The 18,784-nt window shown below is 44.9% G+C and carries 13 protein-coding genes; 4 read left to right on the forward strand and 9 right to left on the reverse strand.

Translation table 11 applies throughout. The features are described from left to right. Positions 1 to 28: 28 nt before the first annotated feature. The 5 genes from IGJ74_RS13230 to fdrA are packed head-to-tail and all read right to left on the reverse strand — an operon-like array spanning position 29 to position 7,274. Positions 29 to 1,246: a dicarboxylate/amino acid:cation symporter gene (locus tag IGJ74_RS13230; protein WP_081343838.1), complete on the reverse strand. Its 1,218-nt coding sequence runs from the start codon at positions 1,244 to 1,246 to the stop codon at positions 29 to 31. A gap of 13 nt (positions 1,247 to 1,259) precedes the next feature. Then, positions 1,260 to 2,192: a carbamate kinase gene (gene arcC, locus IGJ74_RS13235; RefSeq protein ID WP_005234499.1), complete on the reverse strand. Its 933-nt coding sequence runs from the start codon at positions 2,190 to 2,192 to the stop codon at positions 1,260 to 1,262. Then, positions 2,189 to 3,439: an MFS transporter gene (locus IGJ74_RS13240; protein WP_005225376.1), complete on the reverse strand. Its 1,251-nt coding sequence runs from the start codon at positions 3,437 to 3,439 to the stop codon at positions 2,189 to 2,191. The genes arcC and IGJ74_RS13240 overlap by 4 nt, the downstream gene beginning before the upstream one ends. Positions 3,440 to 3,454: 15 nt before the next feature. After that, the gene (locus tag IGJ74_RS13245; protein ID WP_061054456.1) at positions 3,455 to 4,276 is read right to left on the reverse strand and encodes a DUF2877 domain-containing protein; all 822 of its coding nucleotides are present in this window, start codon (positions 4,274 to 4,276) and stop codon (positions 3,455 to 3,457) included. After that, positions 4,266 to 7,274 (reverse strand): DUF1116 domain-containing protein, encoded by a 3,009-nt coding sequence (gene fdrA, locus IGJ74_RS13250; protein WP_218193370.1) that lies wholly within the window; start codon positions 7,272 to 7,274, stop codon positions 4,266 to 4,268. Before fdrA ends, IGJ74_RS13245 begins: the two co-directional genes overlap by 11 nt. A gap of 116 nt (positions 7,275 to 7,390) precedes the next feature. On the opposite strand from fdrA, the gene IGJ74_RS13255 reads away from it, so the two are divergent. From IGJ74_RS13255 to IGJ74_RS13265, 3 genes are all read left to right on the forward strand, one after another. After that, positions 7,391 to 8,968 (forward strand): PucR family transcriptional regulator, encoded by a 1,578-nt coding sequence (locus tag IGJ74_RS13255; RefSeq protein ID WP_218193371.1) that lies wholly within the window; start codon positions 7,391 to 7,393, stop codon positions 8,966 to 8,968. Next, positions 8,965 to 9,762, forward strand: coding sequence for an alpha/beta hydrolase (locus tag IGJ74_RS13260; RefSeq protein WP_218193372.1), 798 nt, complete (start codon positions 8,965 to 8,967; stop codon positions 9,760 to 9,762). The genes IGJ74_RS13255 and IGJ74_RS13260 overlap by 4 nt, the downstream gene beginning before the upstream one ends. 204 nt (positions 9,763 to 9,966) lie before the next feature. Beyond that, on the forward strand, positions 9,967 to 11,112 hold the full coding sequence (locus IGJ74_RS13265) for a cation:proton antiporter (protein ID WP_005234488.1): 1,146 nt from the start codon (positions 9,967 to 9,969) through the stop codon (positions 11,110 to 11,112). 157 nt (positions 11,113 to 11,269) lie between these two features. On the opposite strand, the gene abc-f is transcribed toward IGJ74_RS13265, so the two are convergent. The 4 genes from abc-f to IGJ74_RS13285 all read right to left on the reverse strand — a co-directional run bounded on the left by abc-f (position 11,270) and on the right by IGJ74_RS13285 (position 17,002). Further along, a complete protein-coding gene (abc-f, locus tag IGJ74_RS13270; RefSeq protein ID WP_218193373.1) occupies positions 11,270 to 12,739 on the reverse strand; it encodes a ribosomal protection-like ABC-F family protein in 1,470 nt (489 codons plus the stop codon). A gap of 359 nt (positions 12,740 to 13,098) precedes the next feature. After that, complete coding sequence (locus tag IGJ74_RS13275; protein WP_005234475.1) at positions 13,099 to 14,367, reverse strand: dicarboxylate/amino acid:cation symporter; 1,269 nt, start codon at positions 14,365 to 14,367, stop codon at positions 13,099 to 13,101. Positions 14,368 to 14,385: 18 nt separating this feature from the next. Further along, on the reverse strand, positions 14,386 to 15,636 hold the full coding sequence (locus tag IGJ74_RS13280; protein ID WP_005225368.1) for an MFS transporter: 1,251 nt from the start codon (positions 15,634 to 15,636) through the stop codon (positions 14,386 to 14,388). Positions 15,637 to 15,787: 151 nt separating this feature from the next. After that, complete coding sequence (locus IGJ74_RS13285; protein ID WP_218193374.1) at positions 15,788 to 17,002, reverse strand: pyridoxal-phosphate-dependent aminotransferase family protein; 1,215 nt, start codon at positions 17,000 to 17,002, stop codon at positions 15,788 to 15,790. Positions 17,003 to 17,132: 130 nt separating this feature from the next. On the opposite strand from IGJ74_RS13285, the gene IGJ74_RS13290 reads away from it, so the two are divergent. Further along, positions 17,133 to 18,764, forward strand: a complete 1,632-nt coding sequence (locus IGJ74_RS13290; RefSeq protein ID WP_087665007.1) for a PucR family transcriptional regulator — start codon at positions 17,133 to 17,135, stop codon at positions 18,762 to 18,764. The last annotated feature ends 20 nt before the right edge of the window (positions 18,765 to 18,784 follow it).

An 18,784-nucleotide genomic window follows, 5' to 3' on the forward strand; every position in this document is an offset into this window, starting at 1 on the left:
AGAGAAGCACGCTTGGCAACGGCTTCTCTTATTGATTAAACACGCGATAATCCAGTTCATCGGCTGACTTAGCGATCAGCAGCGCTGAATAGACGTCTGAGTTCACGTTCAAAATTGTCCGCAGCATGCCAACAAACCATTCGACACCAGCAAATAGCGCAATGCTTTCGATTGGTAAACCAAGCTGGGGAACGATGATTGCCAAGGAAACTAACCCCGCTCCGGGAACAACTGCATTGGCTAAAGAAACGAAAGTCGCAGTTACAGCTACCGTCACCATTTGGATCCCGTCAAAGTTGATTTGATACATTTGGGCGATTGTCATGACGGTAATCGCCATATGCATCGCTGACCCATTGCTGTTCAAAGACATGCCCAATGGCAATACCAAATTGGTGATGCGGCTACTGAGTCCTAATTTGTTCTGGGATTCTTCCATAGCGATCGGCAGCGTGATGGCAGAGGAGGTCGTCGCCAATGCCATGACCGACATATTCTTCATATTTTTGATCAATCGTAACGGATTGATCCGACAATAAACGGTCAATAAGACTAGCCACAGCCCAAGGAACGTGACGGTGGCTAGACCGTAGACGAGCAAATAGCTGCCTAATGGCAAAATGATCTGCAAGCCCAGGGAGCTGATCGTTGAAGCGATCAAAGCAAAAATACCGATTGGTGCCACGATCATCACGTAACGAATGATAGCGATGACAACCTCATTTAGATCCACGATCAGCCCATAAAGAGATGACTCAGGTTTCTTTTGCATAAAGCGATTGAGAGCAACACCAAAGAACAACCCAAAAACGATGATTTGAATAATTGACCCTTTACTCAACGCATCGAAAATATTCGTGGGAATAAAGTTGATCACAGTCTCTGATATAGAAATTTCTTGTGCTTGCAGAGGTTCGCCGGCAGCTTGTGAAAAGTCGATCCCTTTGCCTGGAGCAAAGAAGAGCGCCATCAGCACGCCCCATGCAGCAGCGAATAAGGAGGAAATCCCAAAGACAGCGATCGTTTTTCCACCCAAACGAGTGAGTTCTTTCGGGGCAATCCCCCCAACTGCTTGAATGATTTGTCCAACGATCAATAACGGGATCGCCATTTGCATCAGACGCAAGAAAAGATCGCCCAAGATTTTTAGGAATGAAGCGGCTTGCCCAAAGAACAAACCGCAAAGAATCCCTAGAAGAACGGCAATAACGATCTGCGTCACCATCGGTAGTTTTTTTGCTTTCACTTTGATCCCCTCTTTATTTTCGAAGTATGGTTCCTGTATGCTGATCTAGTTCAGCTAACTTTTCGATTGAGGTAATAATCGCGGTTCTGGCTGCATCTTCTTCAACAAAATCAATCGCAGCTTCTATTTTTGGCAACATACTTCCCGCTGCAAAATGGCCTTCCTCGATGTAGCCCTTGGCTTGTGCCACACTGATTTCCCCTAAGGCTTGCTGATTCGGCTGATTGTAATTGATGTAGATATTGTCGACACCGGTCAAAATGATCAGGCGATCGGCCTGCACGTCTTTTGCTAAGACACTGGCGGTAAAGTCTTTGTCGTTGACGGCTTCCACGCCAGTAAACCCATTATCGTTGCGAACGACAGGTACGCCACCGCCACCGGCACAAATCGTGATCACACCTGCATCGACCAATGTTTTGATGGCTTCTTTTTCAACAATTTCTTGCGGTTTCGGCGATGGAACCACTTTGCGGTAACCACGCCCAGCATCTTCTTGATATACCCCGCCATTGGCTGCCATCGCAGCATTGGCTTCCTCTTCACTATAAAAAGGTCCGACTGGTTTGGAAGGTCTCTCAAACGATGGATCTGCTGGATCGACACGAACTTGGGTGACTAATGAGATTACCGATGGATGTGCTTGACGTGTGGCAAACTCATTGATCAAGGCATTTTGCAGCCAATAACCGATACTTCCTTGGGTCATCGCTACGCAGCTGTCTAATTTCAATTGGGGATTTTTTTCACTTTCCCCGGCTTTTTGCTGCAACAGCAAGTTGCCGACTTGTGGTCCATTGCCGTGACAAACAATGACTTTTTCCCCTTTTTCGACAAAATCGGCAATATAACGTGCTGCTTGCGCAACGACTGCTTTTTGTCCTTCATCACTGGGGTCTTTATCTAAAATAGCATTGCCGCCTAACGCGATCACATTCAAACTCATTTTATGCTCTCCTTCTGATTTTCCTTTGCTAATACGGCAAAAACACCTAATCCGATCAGCAGTAATAGACAAGACAGGTAAAACCCGACCTGCATCGATCCTAAAGAATCGGCTAAAAAGCCAGTAACATAAGGCGCTAAGATCGACCCCGACATCCCGATAAAGTTATAGGCACTCAAGGTCGTTCCTAAGGCGCCTTTTGGTGCGTTTTTCGTCACAAAGGTTACGACGATTGGATCAAGCGCCAGCTTGCCAGTCAATCCATACAAAATCAAAACAGTGATCAGTAAGGTACGATCCGTTACAAAGGCAATGGCAAATACGGAAAGGGTCGCCAATGGGACCAATAAATAGACTAATTTTTTCGTTGCGCCTGTTTTATCATTCAATCGAGCAAAAATCAACGCACCTGGAATCGATGCCCATGGGACTAAGGAAGCAATAAAGCCGACACTCGCCCCTTCAAAGCCACGCTCGGCAATCAAGAATTGCGGCAACCAAGTAATGATTACAAAGTTTGCATAAATGCTGGTAAAGCAAAGAACAAAGGCTGCCACGAGATTGCGGTTTGAAAAAATCTGCTTCAAGGAAATCTTTTCTTTTGGCCCTTCTTCTTTTATTTCTTGTCCTTCATCTTCTGGACGAATCACTTTTTCTTTCAAAACAAAATAGAACAATACACCGACGATCAAGGTCGGAATTGCCATTAGGAAGAAGGGTTGACTCCAATGGCCCCCATTATCCAAGACCAATTTACTAGAAAGCAAGTATCCGCCAGACGTTCCAAACGCCATCCCACTGTTGATAATGGCATTTCCGACGGTCCGTTTGTTGTCGGGAATCGCTTCGGTAGACAATGCGTATTGCGGACCGTAATAGGCACCTTGACCAATCCCTGCAATGGCACGAATCACTAAGAACAAAACGAAGCTTGTGGCTAGCCCACTGAAGTACGTAGTCACCGCCAATAAAACAAAACCTAGGGCGATCACCAATTTGCGACCGATTTTGTCGCCGATGATGCCAAAAGGAATTTGCGCAACGGCATATGTCAAAAAGAAAATACTATTGGCAAGTCCTAGTTGTGTGTTGCTTAAATTGAATTCTTCTCCGATCACACCCATGATTGGATTGAAGATCGTCCGTGTGGCGTACATTAAAATCCAGCCGACAAAGAAAATAGCAACGACTTTTTTCCAGTAAGAATTGCTTACTTTGACCGCATCTTTCTGGTTACTGATTTCCATGATTTCTCCCCATTTCTATTCTTTTTCCTCAAGTGACAATGACTCCAACGCTAACAACAACCCAAAACTAAGATCTTTGCCTGACGAATGACCAACGGACATCAACTGCTGCACATCTTTTTCAATCACTTGTGGGTTTTGCTTTTTTAAGTCTTTGAATAATTGCAGCATCAGAGAATTGACATACCCTTGACTGGCACTTTGAATATAAGCAAGGCTGACATCCGTCGTAGACAGCGGTTTTGCCAATGCTTGCGCTAACGCGTCAGCTTCCGGCTGCTGCAAGGCATAGAGCATCGCTTGATAGGCAACTAAAAGATCATCGCCGCTAGGTGTCAATCCTTTGCCGCGGCCAATCAGGTGAGCAATGATTGGTTCCCAATCTGAGACAGGCTGCCGCAATGCCGCAAACACTGCTTGGGTTTTCTCATCTTCGGGCAACCCAATCTTGGTTTCTAGTTTTTGTTGAAGCAGGATTTCTTTCAAAAGCTGCAATTCCGCAGAGGTGAAGGATAGCTCCTTCACCTGCAGCGAAACCAATTCTTTTTCCTCTAATGAAAGAGAAAATGTTCCTTTTGTGCTGTAAAAGGTCAGACCATGCTCTCGGACTTGCACGCGATTGCCGACCTCGATCAAAGGCAGGACTTGCTCAAACAATGCATCTGGTAAAAAGACTCCGAAGCCAGTCAAATAGTTGCGATAGTTGTTGATATTGACCAGCTGCTGCCCGATCATCACATTGAATGAACGATCAAACACGCTATGCACCCGACCGGTACGACCGAATCGTTGCAATGGGTCTAGATAATCACTGATTTTGATTTTCTCAGTCAACATCGATCCCCAGATCCTTCGCATAAGCCGTCAAGGCATTTTCAAAACAGCCTAACGGTGCACGCACCGTCCCTGCACCGACTTGACCGACACCTGCTTCTTTATGGGCGATCCCAGTATTGATGATTGGGGTGATGCCTGTTTCAACGACTTTCCGGATGTCGATCCCCAAACAAGTCCCCTGGAAGTCCCATGTTGGGATCGAGAAGGTCGGATTATGACCGAAACAGATTTTTGCCATTTCATTGGAAGTTTCTAGCGCATCTTCAAAGCCACCAGCGCCGACAAAGCGTGTTACACCTGGTGCGGCTACCATCGCCATTGCTCCGACACCGACGGTTTCAGTAATGGCACTGTCCCCAATATCAGGATTGCCATCTGCTTCGGTAAACCCAGTAAAGTACAAACCTTTCGGCGTATTGACTGGTGCAGTATGCCATTGGTCTTCTGTTTGGGCGACACGAACCCCAAAATTGACGCCGTTTCTCGTCATGGTGGTCACGATCGTTCCTTTGGCATCGACACGGGCACCGTCAACGATGGCTTTGCCGGTTGCCATCATGATATTCAAGAAGAACTGATCGGTATCTGCTAAGAACTTGATCACTTCATATTTTTGCTTTTCATCGATTTCTGTTTGGATGATCAACGGCGCGATCTCTTTCAAGAAGTTCAATGATGCTGCAATATTTCTTTGATGGAATTCATCCCCCATTGTGATCGACCGGGCAATCAATACATTCAAATTGATGCCTTCTTCAGTTAGTTTTAATGCCTTGGCAATGGTTGGTCCTAAGACGTCTTTGATCCAATCCAAACGATCGATGACTTCTTGTGAATAAGCACCGAATCGCAAGACTTTACCGATCCCTTCGTTCAAAATACAGTAGGCTTTGTTGCCGACAAGGCGGTTTTCAACCACAAAGACAGGCATATTCCCTGAAGTGATCCCGCCCATTGGACCGACTGCCTGGACATGGTGACATGGCATAAAGCGGACTTCCCCACTTTCTAGTAGGCGGCGGGCTTCGTCTTCATCCTTCGCCCAGCGTTCAAACAAGGCAGCGCCGATACAAGATCCTTGCATCGGTCCCGTCATTTCCGACCATTGGATCGGCGGTCCTGCATGCAGCAAGGTTTTCTGACTTTCGTTTAATTCAGCGATCACTGATTTAGCCGGAACGACATCGATCAAGAATGGTTGGGCATTTTTGATTTTATCCGTCACTGCTTGGTTTTCAGCTGTGATTTTTTCGTCAAATTCTTCTAACGCGTCTAAAATACGGATCATTTTCTTGTTGCCGTTAGCACGAGGACGCCAGTTGAATTGTTCTGTTTTCCCGCCATATTGCAGGATCGATTCATTGAAGCTTTGCAAGCCAACATTGATGATCCGTGGTTTGGTGGTCAACAGCTCCATTACTTTCTCGCTGACTGTCGGCACCTCAACCTTGCTACCAGTATAGTCATTGACTGTTTTGTCTGCTTCAGAAAGAGTCGCCCCTTTTAAAGCTAGGGCTAATTGCACTGCTTGAGCATTGCTTGGTGCCACATAGACGCCAGCTGCTTTCAAACGGTTGACTGCTTCTTGGTAGTTTTGCGGATCTTTTCCAGTTCCGCAGACGGTAGCAACAAAGTATAGCGCGCGATCAGCTGCTTGGGCTGTTTGCTGTGCAGCTTCGATAGCTGGTAACAAAGCTCCTACCATATCTGTATGCGCGCCGTAACCTAGCACCACATCAAATAAAATGACCCCGGTTTGCTCATCTTGCGCATAGTCTTCGATTTTTTTGATACGCACTTCAGGATCGATCATTGGATGCGGTTTGCCTTGGGTATAGATATCATCACCAAGGTCGATCACATCGTAGCCGTGGGAATGTAAGATATAGCCTTCTTGTTTTACAAGGCCTTCTAAATTCAAGGCTTCGGAGATCAGCATTCCTGCTTCGGCAGCTAATGTTCCGCCAGAATAAAGACCTTTAACCACTTTGTCGGCAGCGAGCTTGGGCACATCTGGGGTTTCCACGCGTTCAAAATAGTTCGCCTTGACTGGTTCTTCATTGGCAAGATCAACAGCAATGCGCGCTGTTTCTTCCAGAGTATGTGCCAAATAGACTTTTCCTTCATGGGCTTCTGGTTTTTCTCCTAAGAAAATCGCTACTACAGGTTTGCTGATACTTTGTAGCAATTGAACGACTTCATCCCGCACTTCTTTTGCAGGTGGTTTCGAGATCACGCAAATCACATCTGTCGGTTCATGATTTTCTAAAGCAACGATGGCATCTTTGACAGTGATCGCCCCAACTTTGTCGCTTAAGTCACGTCCGCCGGTCCCGATGGCATGAACGACACCACCGCCTAATCGGTCAATGATCGTCGTCACTTCTTGAATCCCCGTACCAGAGGCACCAACAACACCGATGTTTCCTGGTGCCACGACATTCGTGAAGGCAATCGGAATGCTGGAAATAATACCGGTCCCACAGTCTGGCCCCATCATCAATAAGCCTTTTTCATGAGCCAGCTGTTTCAAACGCACTTCATCTTCGATAGCAACATTGTCTGTAAACGAGAATACATGCAAGTCATTTTTCAAGGCTTTTTCCATCTCGGCAGCACCATATTCCCCAGGAATACTAAATAGTGCAACATTGGCATCCGGCATTGCGCTCAAGGCTTCTTGCCATGAAGCCGCCGCTGGCGTTTCTTTGCTTTGATCTTTTGCTGAAAGATCAGCTAAAAATGAATCGATCGCTGGCATTACTTGATCCATGATCTGTTCGTTTTGGCTATCGACCACGATCATCATATCGTTGGGTGAAGCACCTTCCGCCTCTTTAGAAAGCAAGCCAGTGTTATTTAATATGTCTTTGTTTGCATCCGTCCCCATCATGATTTGACTCATTTCGACATCGCCTAGATCATTGATCGTATTCGTCAGCAGCATTAAGTTAATGGAATCTTGGTAGTTATTCTTTAAGATTACTGTGTGCAGCATTTGTTCTCCTCCTTTTCTTACACTCTCATTCTAACGATCCTTGTTTGCGTTTTCATTGGATAAAGTTCTAAAAAAATGCTATACTTTTTATCCAAAAGAGAAAAAAGGAGCATTTTATGAAATTAAAAGAATTGGTTGAACTGCCGCTTTTTGAAAAAAGTAAAGTCCTGACTGGCTCCATTGGTTTAACAAATTCCGTCGGTTCCGTCATGGTGCTGGAAGCGATGGACATCGAGAAATGGAGCAAAGCCCATCAATTGATTTTGACTTCTTTTTATGCCTTTAAAGACCAATCCCCTGAGGAACTGCGTGTTTTTTTTGAAAAAATGCAGCAAATCGGTGTCAGCGGTTTAGTGATCAAAGTGGATCGCTTGATCCCTATGATCCCAGATTGGGTGATCGAGCTTAGCTTTGCTTATAAGATCCCTTTGATCAAAGTGCAGCAAGAAGTCAGCTATGAAGCCATCATGCTAGCGGTTTACGAACCATTGCTAAATCACCAAACCCAGCTGCTGCGTACCTATTACGAAGTTCGCCAGCGCTTCATGAAAGTTGAGCGCAACCACTCTTCTTTCGATCAGATCATGCAGGAGTTCTATCAATTGATCGAAAAGCCTTGTTCGTTGCGCATCCCCCATTTAGATGTGCATGTGTCCGTCGGTCAATCCTTTAAGAATTTCGTGGTGACCAAACAAGAACCCATGAAAACCATCGAGTTTACCAAGAACCACTACGAATATTTGGAATTATTTTCTCATGAGAACAATCAATATGTGACTGCCATAAAAGTAGAGATCATCAATCCTTACAATGATCTGTGTACCTTGATCGTTTATCAGAAAGATTCGCAGATCCCTGAGGCAAAAGTCATGATCATTGAAAATGTGATCGACGTCATTTATGAACGCCTCCAAATGGCGTATTTGTTGAAGAAAGAGCGCTACAATCGCATGAACAATCTTGCCGATGCGATCTTACAAAACACTCCTAGTAATTTGGCTGAGCTGGATCTTTTGTTAGAAGAAGCGCAACTGGATCGCTACGATTTCTACCAAGGCATTGCCTTTGCTTCCAACAGCTTTAAAGATAAGGAGCGTAAGTCCGTCGTTTTGCACAAGCTACGGGCGTTGAAAACACCCCACGTCTTTTTTGAACACCACAATTATTTGGTGATCCTCTATAATTTCCAATCGATCGCCCATCAGGTGACGAAACAGATGCTGCAGACACATTTTGATGATGCCCTGTTAGCCGATGAACATGGCTGCTTGGTGGTCAGCGAAGTCTTGCGCAAGGATCAGATCAAAGAGATCCTGCCAGAGTGTTTGGATGCGATCCGCTTCAATCGGCAGTTTTATTTGGCGCCGATCATTGCCTATAGCGACTTAGGTATCTTTAGTTCCTTTATCAAGGAGAACCAACTGGAAAAGCTGCAGCAAAGCATTCCCCCGAAGCTGTATCAACTCTCGGAAGAAAATGAAGAGCTGTTCAAAACGCTGTATACCTTTTTTATCACGAATCGCAATTACAAAAATACGGCTGAAACCTTGTTTCTTCATGCCAAAACGATTCGTTATCGGCTAAGCAAAATCGAACAGCTACTAGAGATCGATCTGACAAGTCCGATCCAATTAGTCAATTACGAGATCGGCACCTATTTATTAGAGCTTCAGAAAAGGAGTCAAGCAAAATGAAAAAAGAATGGCAATTGACCACCGGTGCTTCGGTGTCCCTTTATCCTGCTTCGGAGAAATACGTGATTTACTTTCACGGCGGCGGTTTTGTTTATGGAACCCGTCAAGACATTCCCGCATCACTGATCACACTATTTCAAGAGCAGCAATACAGCGTCCTCACAGTCGATTATTTACTGGCGCCCAATTCCTCGTTAGCGGAGATTTTGGCGCTGAACTGGCAAAATTTTCAAGAATTGCAAGCAACTGTGCTTAAAGATAACCCGTTTTGTTTCTGCGGACGCTCAGCTGGCGGTTATTTGATGCTGGCGCTGACCCAGCAATTACTGAAGGAACAACAGAGATTGCCTGAAAAACTGGTCAATTTTTATGGGTATACCGATCTTTCTTTTATTGAAAACAAACGAGTCTTGCAGCAGCCGCTCTTAAGCAAAGAGCAAGTCCCTTCTTTGGATCAAACCGAGATCGTTTGGGATGATCCGCAGTTTCAGCGCTATTTGCCTTATGTTTATTGGGTTCAACAGCAAGAACTCACCACGATCTATGGTCTAACAGCTGAAGCTCTTTCTGACTATGCCATTGATCCTGAGCTGCTTGCTCAATTTCCTCCAATTTTCAGCAGTGCCAGCAGTACCGATGAGGAAGTTCCTTTTCGTTACAGCAAAGGCTTGAAGAAAGTGCCTAAAAGCAAATTTGTCCCTGTCTATGATTTGCCCCACGACTTTTTGAAAAACGTCGAGGAGCCGCAAGTCCAAATGGTGTTTCAGCAGCTCGCCCGTTGGCTCAAACAATAATTTGATACAAGTAAAGTGAAAATAATGTTTTTTTATTTCGACGAGTGCACAGAAAAACTCTGATTGCCTTCGCTTCCTCCTTATCTCAAAAAACGTGTGGTTTAATGAAACTCTTTTAATAAAAAAAGGCTTGATACAGGCTCAATTCAAGAGAGAATGCTATACTAAAGGGGAGTATGTTATAGGAAAGAAGGATGAGGTTTTATGCATTTTGTCGGGATTTTGTGTTTGATCCTAATCACGACGACCCTCTTCTCGCATCTGGCGAGACGGATGGGCGTTCCTGCTGTTATCGGGCAGTTGTTAGCGGGGGTTTTATTAGGAGGCGCAGGACTCAATTGGGTCCATCCAGATATTCTGGTTCATGATTTTTCAGAGATTGGTGTTATTTTGCTGATGTTTTTAGCGGGATTGGAAAGTGATATTTCTTTATTGAAACGCTATTTTCGTCCAGGGATGCTCGTTGCCCTTTTGGGGATCGTGTTCCCTATGCTCTTCGGGTATGCCACGGGGGTCGGTTTTCAAAGCAGTCCCACAGAAGCGTTCTTTTTCGGGATCGTATTAGCTGCCACCTCAGTCAGTATTTCTGTCGAAGTATTGAAAGAGTTGAATGTGGTGAATACGAAAGAAGGGTCGACGATTCTTGGTGCTTCCGTCGTGGATGATATTTTGGTCGTGTTGGTTTTGAGTCTCAGCCTTTCCTTTTTAGGAGGCGAAAGCAGCCAAGCAACACCACTGCCGGTCACCTTATTGGTAGAATTGATTTATTTTGTGTTGATTTTTCTATTAGTGAAATGGATTGCTCCGTTCTTATTGGCACTTGCAGAAAAGCTATTTGCAAATTCCGCGGTGATCATCATGTCACTGATCATCTGCTTAGGAATGGCGTATCTTGCTGACCTCGTTGGGTTAAGCTCGGTCATTGGTGCCTTCTTCGCAGGGATCGCTGTCAGTCAAACGAAGGTTCGTGAGGAAGTGGAACACAGTGTCGAAGCATTAGGTTACGCCGTCTTCATTCCGGTGTTCTTTGTCAGCGTTGGCTTAGAAGTTGATTTTTCCCGCTTAAATGAGCAATTATTCTTTATTCTTGCCTTTACCGTGGTCGCGATCATGACCAAATTGGTCGGCGGCTATGTCGGGGCGAAAATCGCGAAATTCTCAAACAACAGTGCTTGGATGGTGGGAGCTGGAATGATTTCCCGAGGTGAAATGGCATTGATCATTTTGCAGATTGGTCAACAAAACCAATTGATCTCATCCGCATTGTATTCCCCTTTGGTGATCGTTGTCTTGTTGAGTACCTTGATCTCTCCCCTGATCTTAAAATACTTTACGAAAAAGATTTATTAAGCGATGTAGCAACAGCGAGGCGATACCGATGATTGCAAAAAAAAACAGCGCGGGTTTTGTAGTGACCGCTCAACGGCCGATTGTTGATCGAACGTTGGGCGGTCGCTTCCTTTCCCGCGCTGTTTTTCTCTATACAGGTATAAAAGCGACAATGCTGCTAGTTACTGGAAACCAATGTTAATTTTCCATGATCGATTTGATACACATCATCCGCGACGGCATCGATAAACGCTTGATCGTGAGATGTGAACAAAACGATGCCTCGATAGCTGCGAATCAATTGTTCCAAGACGGTGATTGTCGGTAGATCAATAAAGTTCGTCGGTTCATCAAGTATCAAGACATTGGCAGATTGAGTAAAGATGCGTGCGAGCTCGACCCGTGTCGCTTCCCCGCCGCTTAGCACATTGACTGGCTTCATCACTTCAATCTGGCTAAATCCCAGATTGTGTAAAATACTGCGGACCAGTGGTTCCTGATAGTCTGTTTGAGCCATCAATTCCGTCAAAAGCGGTGTGGTGCTGTTTTTTCGATAGCCCATTTGCTCGTAGACCGCAAAGACGATTTTCGGTGATACATAGATTCCCTCTCCACCTGCGATGATTTCTTTTAGTAAAGTCGACTTCCCCGAACCGTTCGGACCCACGATAGCGATTTTCTTCCCGGCAGCAAACTGGAAACTGCTGCTGTCTAGCAAACGTTTCGCCCCTCTTTGAATGGTTACTTGCTCCCCACGAATCGGTCGTTTATTATGCAGCTCCACTGCAGGGACTACTGGAAAACGAATCACCTGCTGCCGGGCAACACCCTTCACTTCTTCCAACTGATCCAAGCGGCTTTCCATGGCTTTGACTGTTTTTTGCAATGACTTTTGCACCGTGTCTTTTTGTTTTGATGACGACAAACGGTCTGGTCGGATGTTCTGCTGCCGCTTTTTTTCAGAAATACGACTGCTCTTGATCGCTTGTTCTTTTTTCTTTTGGATTGCTTGGGTCAACTGCTGTTTTTGTTGCTGATACTGCGCAGCCTCCCAGGCAACACGCTGTGCCGCTTGCTCTTTTTGCTGTCGGTAACTGTCATAATTGCCAGAATACTCGGTGACTTTGCCTTGATCGACTTCCCAGATTTTCGTTGCCAGCTGATTCAATAGATACCGATCATGACTGACCACGATCAGGGTACCATAATAATACTGCAATTCCTCAATCAAGACTTGAATTCCTTGCTGGTCTAAATGGGTCGTTGGCTCATCGAGCAAAAGTCCTAACTGATAGGAAGATAACGTTTGTGCCAACCGGTATTTGGTCTCCTCCCCGCCGCTTAGTGTCGCCAATTCATTTGTTGGGATCGAAAAACGACCAAACAGCGCCCAGTCAAGGGCCTCCGTCTTTTCAGTCACCTCAGCGATTTGTGGGAAATAGTGAAACGAATTTTCTCTTTGGATCGTTCCTGAATCAGGATCGATCACTCCCGCAATCAATTTTAGCAAGGTAGACTTGCCTTGCCCGTTTGCGCCCACGATCCCGATACGATCCGTTTGATAGGCACTCAGTTCTTCAATGTTCAGTACTTCTTTGGCCCCATAATTTTTGATTAGATTGTTTATTTTTACACTTAATTGTTCCATCAGTCTGTCCTTCCCGTCTAGGAAAACGCAAGCACAAAAAAAGGGCATAGCCTACCGCTATACCCTGATTTTAATAAGAAATTGGAAAAAAGAGGACACTCATCCCTTGAAATCACGATTGCCTAGACTTTTGAAATAGATTTAAGTTAGCTATTCAAAAGGTCAATCCACAATTTCATCGATGCTGTCATGTTTTTTCCTCCTCTTTTTGTCGTAGTTGTCTGTTGAATGACAAGCGGAAAATCAGCCGCTACTGTTTACCGTTTACGGTATTTCAGGAAGCTTCTTTAGTCTATCAACGAATCAATCGTAGCACGTTTTCAAAAAAGAGTAAAGTTTCATCACAAGAATGATTGGTCTTATACGCCATCGGTGATTTTTTCTGCTAATTTGACCTGGGCTTTTTCACCATTGAAGACTGCACGATCCAGTTCTCCTTCATCATGAGCAACGATCAACGCCACCGTGACGTCAGGGTCAACATTCAAGAGGGTCCGAAACATCCCAGAAAACCAATCGATCCCTGCCAGTAAGGCGATGCTTTCATTAGGTAGTCCTAACATAGGTAAAACCGTAGCCAGTGTGACTAATCCGCCGCCTGGAACGACGATCGTTCCCAAGCATGCCAACGAGGACAACAAGACCACTTGCAAAAGATCCCCCCAGCTCAATTGGATCTGGTACGCCTGAGCAACGGTTACGATTGCCAGGGCTAAAAATAAGGAGAGCCCATTGCTATTTAAGGTCATGCCTAAAGGCATCACGAGCTTATTGATTCGATCACTGATCCCAAATCGTTCTTTGCCATCTTCGATTTGAAACGGCAATGAAACAGCAGAAGAGGTGGTCGTAAAGGAAACCACCGATAGACGCCACATATTCTTTATCAAACGAAACAAGGAAACTTTGCAATAGAGCGACGTCAAGAGAAACCAAAGAAACAAAAAGAGCAAAGATGCCGCTGCTAACGTCAATAAAAAACTGGCTAACATTCCCAACACACGAATGCCGGTATCTTCTACCAAGGAAGCAACAAGGCCGAAAATCCCGATCGGCGCCAACTTCATGATCATGCTGACCATTTTTAACAAAATATGATTAAAACTACCGATCATATCTAGAAACAGCTGATTCTTTTTTTCATGCTTGATTAAGCTCAAGGCAAGGCCAAAGAAGAGCGAAAAAATAATCACTTGGATCATATTCTGCTCCACCATGGCTTGAATAATGTTCAGTGGAACAAAGTTCAAGATGACTTCTTCTATGCTGCTGGTACTTAATGCAGTTTCTGTACTTTGCAGCAGCGACTGGTCAAGGCCTGCGCCGGGCTTGAGGATCAAGGCGAACAAGAGACCGAAAATAGCGGCGACGAGGGTCGAACCGGTAAACCAGAGGAAGACTTTCCCGCCGATCCCACCTAATTCTTTTGGATCAAGTCCCCCCACCGCTTCAATCACCGAGCCCATGACCAACACGACCACAGACATTTGAATCAGTCGCAAGAAGAAGTCCCCGACTAGCTGCATTTGATCACCTAAACCGGGAAAGGAAACGCCCCAAAAAATCCCCAATACCGTTGCAATCATGATTTGGTTGGTCAAACTGATTTTTAAGGATCGTTTTTTCATCTGTTGGTCCTCACTTTTCTACTTTGCTGTTTTCTTAGAGTTTACAGTCAAGAATAAGAATGTACCACCGATCAACAAAATAATTGCGATATAAAAGCCCATTACTTTTGACCCTGTTGCATCCGAGATCGATCCGGTCAATGTTGGTGCGATAACGGAAGACATCATGCCGAAAAAGTTGAAGACCCCTAATGTCGTACCGACCCCAACTTTTGGTGCATTTTCCCCTAGCCAAGAAATGATGATTGGTTCAACCGCTAGTTTTCCAAGGAACCCGTACAAGATCAACGCGATCATTAAGAAGGTCGAATTTGTTGCTTGCACCGTTACTAATAACATCAACGCCGCTAATACTTCTAAAATAACGATAAAGGTAACTTTTTTATGCATGTATTTGTCTGCCAAGCGGCTAAAGAACAAGGCCCCAGGAATCGAAGCAAATGCCACCAATGAAGAAGAGAAGCCGATCGCGACTCCTTGGAAGCCTCGTTCTGTTCCTAAGAAGTTTGGTAACCAAGTAACCGTCATATAGTAGGCATAACACGTCGCAAAATATAACACATACGTAAAGAGCATCCGCAGGGAGAACAAGGTTGAAAGGGAAACTTTTTCTTTCGGCTGATCCGTTGTTTCTTCTTCAGCTGCTGCTTGACTCTCCAAGAAAGCTACGTCTTCTTTGTTGCTGCGGATCACCAATGCGAAAGCGATCGTCATACAAACGATCAAGAAAGCGGATAAATACATCATTGTTTGCCAAGGCATGTTCATCTGAATAACGATAAAGCTTGATAAGATCATCCCAAACCCTGAACCAACGGCAGAACCACTATTGACGATCGCTGTTGAGAAGCTCTTCTTTTCTTTCGGAATGTTCTGTGAGGTCAAAGAATACGCGGAACCATAAAATGATCCACAGCCGATCCCTGCTAAAAAGCTACCGGTATAGATCATGGAGATTGAAGAGGCTTGTGAAATCAGTAAAGCTGCCAGTGCAAATACCACAAATCCCGGAAGCAGAACTGTTTTCTTCCCAATCTTATCCACTAAAAAGCCGGCAGGGATCTGCATGATCACATAGCCGAAAAAGTAAAAGCTGGCAATCGATCCTAATGCTGTATCAGAAATATTGCCGCCAAGTGACTCATTGATTTGCGGATAGACCGGTGATAACGCAGCGCGATAAATCCAGATAGTGACCCAGCCTGAACACATTAAGATAATAATTTGTTTCCAGTAGGCAAGCCCACCACGTTCTTTATTGATTTCCATTTTTTTCCCTCCATCAGTTACACAAGTAAAGTTTGTGAAGCACGCCAACGAAAGCGCTTTAAGATAGTCTTAGTGTACGTTTTTTTGCCGACGATTGCATTTGTCATTTTTCACAAAGCGCTTTCAGTCGTTGTGCATTTGTGCTAAAAATTTAAGTCGTTTTTTGGTAGTAATTTAACGCAGCGATGAGCGCTTTGCCAGCAGAAATTGGTGCTTGCTGGTACAATAGTGCCCCTTCTAACGCGGCTAGGACATGTAAAATATTTTCTTTGCGGCTGCTGTAGCCCATATTTCCAATCCGCCAGATTTTTCCTTTTAGATCACCAAATGAACTAGCAATCTCTACACCAAAGGAGTGAAGCATCTCTTCTCGGACAGCTTCGCCATCAACACCTTCTGGAATAAAGATAGGGGTAACTGTCGGCATTTTGGTTGCTTTTTCGCCATAAATCGACAGCCCCATTGCCTCCAGTCCAGCGACCAACGCGCCTTCATTCGTCAAATGACGTTGATAGGCTGCATCAAGGCCTTCGTTTAGCAGCATCCGTAATCCTTCATGAAGCGCATAGATCATACTCGTCGCTTCTGTGTGATGGTTGATTCGCTCTTTGTTCCAGTAGCGTTGCAGTTGACTCAAATCCAAGTAATTGCTCATAATGTGCCGCTTGTTTCGATCCGTTTTACTCAAGCCTAATTCTTTTTGGTAACGGGCATTAAGGACGGCTTCGACGCGATCGTTGTAGGTCACTAATGAAAGACCAGACGGCACACTTAAACACTTCTGAGTGCCGGCAATCGCTAAATCGACACACCAATCATCGACTGACAGGGCCACGCCACCATAAGTCGCCACCATGTCAACGACAAAGAAAATATCTTTTGCGCGACAATACTGCCCGATTTCTGCTAACGGCTGCATTTGCCCGTTGGCGGTTTCCCCGTGGACCATCGCCACGATCTTGGGTTGAAATGCGTCGATTTCTTTGATGACCTCTGGGGGTGCAAAAGGAGCTGTCCACTCTTTTTCTACATATTTGACTTGTGCTTGGGCACGTTCACAGATTTCTCCCAGTAAGAAAGCAAAGCGCCCATAGGCTGGGATCAAGACTTTGTCCCCTGGTTCGATCAAAGCGATCAGCGCCGCTTCTAAACCAGCTCGGGAAGTCCCGTCAATGGCAAATGCCTCTTTATTTTTGGTTCCAAACGGTTGTTTGATCATTTCTTTGACCTCATCCATGATCGCCAAAAAATTCGGATCAAACTGCCCCAAAATGCGATTGGTCATTGCTTGTAGAACAGCTGGATGGGCTTCTACAGGCCCAGGTGTCATGATCGTACGTTGTGCGATCGTTAACTCTTTATACATCTTTTTCCCTCATTTCTCTTTTTGATTTCACTGTCCAACGCCTTGTCAACGTTTCCAAGTTTGTTGTACAATAAAGCTAAAAAAGGACATGTTTTTGTTTGTTTTGTTCAATTCCAAAAGGAGTTTCTCTATGAAGTTAGTTGCTGAATTGCTTGCTATACCACGCTTTTCCAATTTGCGTTTATTGACAGATCCCCTGACTGCGGAAATTCCCGTCGACAGTATCGAAATCACCGAGACCCCCGATATCGCCCACTATATTCCTGAGCATACCTTTATCTTAAGCACGGCGATGGTTTATAAAGATAATCAAGGAGCGCTTCTAGAGCTGATCGATTCTCTCGTAGCCAAAAATGCCGCTGGATTAGGCATCAAGATTGGTCGTTTTTTGGATGTCATCGATCCTGAAGTCATCGCCTACGCCGATAGCTTGGGTTTCCCCATCGTAGAAGTACCTGCCACGATGCCGCTGGGGCGTTTGATGCACCAGCTTTTGAATTTGCTATGGAACACCAAAACCGAGCAGCTGAGTTATGCATTAGACATTCAAAAACGGTTCTCTGCTTCCTTGATGAAGGATGTCAGCATCGCTCGCTTTATCGCTGATTTTGGCCAAATGGTCAACACACCGATCATTTTGTTGAATCCTTTTAAACAAGTGATTGCCCACTCCAAGCATTTCACCCGCATGTCAAAACCCGCGGAGTATTACATCCATCAATTAGGACAAACGAAAGGGGTTTTTACTGGTGAAAAAAGCGGGGCAATCCCTATCAAAGATCTTCATGAAAAAACGTCACAAATTTCTTATTATGCCATTGAAACCTCCACTTATTTCCCCCATTATTTAGTCATTTTGAATCCTGAGGCGATTCCTTATCCTGTCTCGGATTTTGCGCTGGAACAAGCAGCATTGGTCTTGTCGTTTATGCTCTACAAAAACCAAAAAGTGCAAGAATCTTTTGAAGATTTAAAAAGTGACTTTTTAACACGAATGATCGAATACCAGCAATCGACCAAGCAAGAACAAAAGGATTGGTTAGATCTCGGAAAAACTTATGGGTTGGTCAAAGCCCGCCATTATCGTGTCATCTATGGTGCCTGCGAACCAACCAAAGAAACCAAAGGCAAAGACAAATACCTAAAAGAAGAAAGTGACTTGGTTTATCAGTGGTTTAGTGAACAACTGCCTTATCGCATCAAAGATGTTTGTCTCTTTCGCTTAAAGGGCAGCAATCACTTTGCGATTTTCGTGCAGCACAAGTGTGATGCCTTAGAAGACCATTTGATTGAGACCGCCAATGCTTTGACCAATCGGTTGCCTTTTCGAATGGCCTTTGGTGTAGGGAGTGTCTGTGAAAGCATCAATGATTTAGCCAGCTCCTACATTGAAGCAAAGACTGCTTATGAAGAACGAAGAGGCCAACATGATTCTCCCATCGTCTCTTTCTACCATCAACGGGGAATGCGGAGTCTATTTGAAAAAATGAGCCCTGAAGATATCCATTATTTCTGCCGCACGATCCTCAAAGAATTGGCGTTTCCGCAAGAAGATGCCACCATCGAATTGCGCAAAACCTTACGGGCTTACTTGGACTATCAATGTGAGATCACCCGCACCGCCAAAGCCTTGTTCGTTCATCGCAATACGATCAAATACCGCATCGAACAGTGCCAAAAGCTACTAGGAAAAAACGTGCATGATCCTAGCATTAGCCTGGATCTGCGCTTAGCCCTTGAGCTGTCCGAAGAAGGCGACTAATAGGCGAATCAAGCAGTTGG

This window comes from Enterococcus sp. AZ009, from assembly GCF_050548785.1.
Classification (GTDB): Bacteria; Bacillota; Bacilli; order Lactobacillales; family Enterococcaceae; genus Enterococcus_D; species Enterococcus_D entomosocium.

Excerpts from the sequence above, each read along its gene's own strand:
- arcC (WP_005234499.1), bottom strand. The coding sequence starts at position 2,192 with ATGAGTTTGAATGTGATCGCGTTAGGCGGCAATGCTATTTTAGATAAA.
- IGJ74_RS13240 (WP_005225376.1), bottom strand. The coding sequence starts at position 3,439 with ATGGAAATCAGTAACCAGAAAGATGCGGTCAAAGTAAGCAATTCTTAC.
- IGJ74_RS13245 (WP_061054456.1), bottom strand. The coding sequence starts at position 4,276 with ATGTTGACTGAGAAAATCAAAATCAGTGATTATCTAGACCCATTGCAA.
- fdrA (WP_218193370.1), bottom strand. The coding sequence starts at position 7,274 with ATGCTGCACACAGTAATCTTAAAGAATAACTACCAAGATTCCATTAAC.
- IGJ74_RS13255 (WP_218193371.1), top strand. The coding sequence starts at position 7,391 with ATGAAATTAAAAGAATTGGTTGAACTGCCGCTTTTTGAAAAAAGTAAA.
- IGJ74_RS13260 (WP_218193372.1), top strand. The coding sequence starts at position 8,965 with ATGAAAAAAGAATGGCAATTGACCACCGGTGCTTCGGTGTCCCTTTAT.
- IGJ74_RS13265 (WP_005234488.1), top strand. The coding sequence starts at position 9,967 with ATGCATTTTGTCGGGATTTTGTGTTTGATCCTAATCACGACGACCCTC.
- abc-f (WP_218193373.1), bottom strand. The coding sequence starts at position 12,739 with ATGGAACAATTAAGTGTAAAAATAAACAATCTAATCAAAAATTATGGG.
- IGJ74_RS13275 (WP_005234475.1), bottom strand. The coding sequence starts at position 14,367 with ATGAAAAAACGATCCTTAAAAATCAGTTTGACCAACCAAATCATGATT.
- IGJ74_RS13280 (WP_005225368.1), bottom strand. The coding sequence starts at position 15,636 with ATGGAAATCAATAAAGAACGTGGTGGGCTTGCCTACTGGAAACAAATT.
- IGJ74_RS13285 (WP_218193374.1), bottom strand. The coding sequence starts at position 17,002 with ATGTATAAAGAGTTAACGATCGCACAACGTACGATCATGACACCTGGG.
- IGJ74_RS13290 (WP_087665007.1), top strand. The coding sequence starts at position 17,133 with ATGAAGTTAGTTGCTGAATTGCTTGCTATACCACGCTTTTCCAATTTG.